The sequence below is a fragment of the Paraburkholderia sp. genome, assembly GCF_035501035.1.
Classification (GTDB): domain Bacteria; phylum Pseudomonadota; class Gammaproteobacteria; order Burkholderiales; family Burkholderiaceae; genus Paraburkholderia.
This window is the reverse complement of record NZ_DATJWR010000357.1, coordinates 1-3,450: the sequence shown is the minus strand read 5'-3', so window position 1 is coordinate 3,450 and position 3,450 is coordinate 1. Positions and strand designations below refer to the sequence as shown.

General features: G+C 65.1%; 2 protein-coding genes and 1 pseudogene. All 3 read right to left on the bottom strand.

Annotated features, from left to right (window positions below):
- Window positions 1–1,593, bottom strand: a 1,593-nt coding sequence (locus VMJ11_RS25975) for a translation initiation factor IF-2 N-terminal domain-containing protein (RefSeq protein ID WP_325623125.1), incomplete at its 3' end; no start/stop codon positions are given.
- A gap of 156 nt (window positions 1,594–1,749) precedes the next feature.
- Window positions 1,750–3,225, bottom strand: a complete 1,476-nt coding sequence (gene nusA, locus VMJ11_RS25970) for a transcription termination factor NusA (protein WP_325623124.1) — start codon at window positions 3,223–3,225, stop codon at window positions 1,750–1,752.
- Window positions 3,222–3,450 (bottom strand): annotated as a pseudogene (locus tag VMJ11_RS25965) (ribosome maturation factor RimP); the annotation flags it as partial. The pseudogene VMJ11_RS25965 and the gene nusA, both read right to left, overlap by 4 nt.

Below are 3,450 nucleotides of genomic sequence, written 5' to 3'. Positions count from 1 at the left end.
ATAAGCGCCGATGTGCTGCGTAATGCCACCCGCTTCGCCCGCTGCGACCTTGGCGCGGCGAATGTAGTCGAGCAGCGAGGTCTTGCCGTGGTCGACGTGACCCATGACGGTGACGACCGGCGGACGCGGCAGTTGCTCGGCATCGGTCGAGGTGGACTGGCCTTCGACCAGCAGCGCTTCCGGATCGTCGAGCTTCGCGGCGACCGCATGGTGGCCGAGCTCCTCGACGATGATCATCGCCGTTTCCTGGTCGAGCATCTGGTTGATGGTGTCCATCTGGCCCATCTTCATCATGACCTTGATGACTTCCGAAGCCTTCACGGCCATCTTGTGCGCGAGGTCGGCCACCGTGATGGTTTCCGGCACGTGCACTTCACGCACGATCGGCTCGGTCGGCGCCTGGAACGACGAAGCGCTTTCCTGATGACGGCCACGGCCCTTCGGACCGCCGCGCCAGCCGCGGTCGACACCGCCCGACGAGTCGCCGCGCGTCTTGATACCGCGACGCTTCGCTGCGTCGTCCTGCCAGCCGCCCTTGCCTGCGCCCGGCTTCTTGTTGCGGTCGCCCGCGCCGGCACCTGCACCCGGCGCACCCGCTGCGGGCGCAGCTGCCGCCGCAGGCTTCTTCGCCGCGGCGCCTGCACCGCCGCCAGCGGCCGGACGTGCCGCACCCTCCGGACGAGCCGGCTTGTGCAGCGTGCCCTTGGCTTCGGCAGGCTTGGGCGCCTCGGCGGGCTTGGGCGGCTCGGGCGCCTTCACCTGCGCCTTGCGCGGCGTGTTCATCATCTCGCGGATCGCGCGCGCTTCGGCCTCGGCGGCCGCGCGGCGGCGCGCGATCTCTTCCTGTTCCTTCTGCGCCTTCTCGACGGCTTCGCGTGCGGCGACTTCAGCCTTCTGGGCCGCTTCGCGCTGTGCGGCGCGCTCGGCGGCGGCGCGCTGTTCTTCCTGCTGGTCCTGCGCTTGCTTCACTTCCTTGGCCTGCTCTTCGGCGTTGCGCTGCGCGGCTACGGCCTGGGCGGCCAGCTCGCGAGCGACGTGATCAGCCGCTGCCTTCTTCTTCGCGGCTTCTTCCTCAGCGCGGCGGCGCTCGGCTTCGGCAGCCTCTTCACGTGCGCGGCGCTCGGCCTCTTCAAGCGCGAGGCGCTCCTGGCGCTCCTTGAGCTCCAGGGCCTGACGCTCGAGAAGCTCGGCCTCGCGGCGCGCTTCTTCCTCGCGGCGCTGCAGCTCCGCCTCTTCGGCGACAGCGGCTGCGTCGGCTGCATGACTCGATGCCTCCGCCTCACCGGCGGACTCGTCGCGGCGGACGAACGTGCGCTTCTTGCGCACCTCGACCTGAATGGTGCGAGCCTTACCCGTCGAATCGGACTGCTTGATTTCCGACGTATGCCGTTTCGTCAGCGTAATCTTGCGCTTGTCTGCATCATTCGAGCCGTGAGACTTGCGCAAGTGGTCGAGCAGACGCGCCTTGTCCGTTTCAGACAAGGAGTCAGCTTCACTCGCTTTCGTGACGCCCGCCGCCTGCAGCTGCTCCAGCAGCACGCCAGCAGGCATTTTCAGTTCCGCGGCAAATTGGGCTACGTTGTTACTCGCCATTCATTCCTCTTAGTGCAAGGACCGATTCCTTGCGGTTGACATCGGGTCATGCGGCCCTGCGTGCCCCGCTCAAAGGCGGGGCCCGGCCGCGATCAGATTAGTGGGTCATGGTCGCTTCCTGCTCGTCGCGCCCTGGTGTCGCTTCCCGTTGCCGGGTTACTCGAACCAGTGCTCACGTGCCTTCATGATCAACGCCTTGGCGGCGTCCTCTTCCATTCCCGTCATTTCGACCAGCTCGTCCACGGCCAGCTCGGCGAGCTCGTCGCGGGTGTGAACTTCGTGCTGCGCGAGTTTCGCGAGCAGATCCGGGTCGATGCCGTCCAGACTCTTCAGGTCCAGCGCAGCGCTTTCCACCTTCTCCTCGTTCGCGATGGCCTGCGTGAGCAACGCGTCGCGCGCGCGGTTGCGAAGCTCGTGCACGGTGTCCTCGTCGAACGCCTCGATTTCGAGCATTTCGTTGAGCGGCACGTAGGCGATCTCTTCGAGGCTCGTGAAGCCCTCGTCGATCAGGATGTCGGCGACTTCCTCGTCCACATCGAGACGCGCCATGAACAGGTCGCGCAGCACGGTGCGCTCCTGGTTCTGCTTCTGCGCGGATTCGTCCGGCGTCATGATATTGATTTGCCAGCCGGTTAGTTCGCTGGCAAGACGCACGTTCTGGCCACTACGGCCGATCGCGACCGCGAGTTCGCTCTCGTCGACCACGACGTCCATCGAGTGTTTTTCCTCGTCGACGACGATCGACTGCACGGCTGCCGGCGCGAGCGCGCCGATCACGAACTGGGCGGGGTCTTCCGACCATAGCACGATGTCGACGTTTTCGCCACCAAGCTCGTTGCGAACGGCCTGCACGCGCGAGCCGCGAATGCCGACGCAGGTGCCGATCGGGTCGATGCGCTTGTCGTAGGCCACCACGCCGATCTTGGCGCGCACGCCCGGGTCGCGAGCCGCAGCCTTGATCTCGAGCAGGCCTTGCTCAATTTCCGGCACTTCCATTTCAAAGAGCTTCATCAGGAACTCGGGCGCCGTGCGCGAGAGCTCGATCTGCGGGCCGCGCGCGGTGCGGTCCACCTTGCCGATCCAGGCACGCACGCGGTCGCCCACGCGCAGGTTTTCCTTCGGGATCAGCTGGTCGCGGCGCAGCAACGCTTCGACGCGCCCCGACTCGACGATGAAATTGCCCTTGTCCATGCGCTTGACCGTGCCGGTCATGATGCTTTCGCCGCGCTCGAGGAAGTCGTTGAGGATCTGCTCGCGCTCGGCGTCGCGCACCTTCTGCAGGATGACCTGCTTGGCGGCCTGCGCGCCGATGCGACCGAACTCGACCGAGGGCACCGGCTGCTCGATGAACTCGTCGATTTGTGCTTCTGGATTCTGCTCGCGTGCTTCGAACAGCAGGATTTCCTGGTCCGGCTCCTGCAGGCCCGCCTCGTCCGGCACGACGCGCCAGCGACGATACGTTTCGTGCTCGCCGCTTTCACGGTCGATATGCACGCGGATATCCGCATCCTCGTCGAAGAGTTTCTTGGAGGCCGACGCAAGCGCCGCTTCAAGGGCGGCGAACACCACGTCCTTGTCGACATTCTTCTCGCGTGCCAGCGCATCCACCAGCATCAACACTTCGCGACTCATTCTTTGCGGCTCCTAAAGTCAACTTTGGGGATAAGGCGTGCCTTGTCGATGTCCGCGAGCGTGAAATCGAGCATCGCAGGACCTGCCTTCCCTTCGAATTCCAGACCGATGGTCTCGCCCTCGGGAGCATGCACGATACCCCGGTACGATTTCCGTCCGTCCAATGGCTTTTTCAACGTGATGACCGCTTCGCAGCCTGCGAAGCGTTCGAAGTCCGCCAGTTTT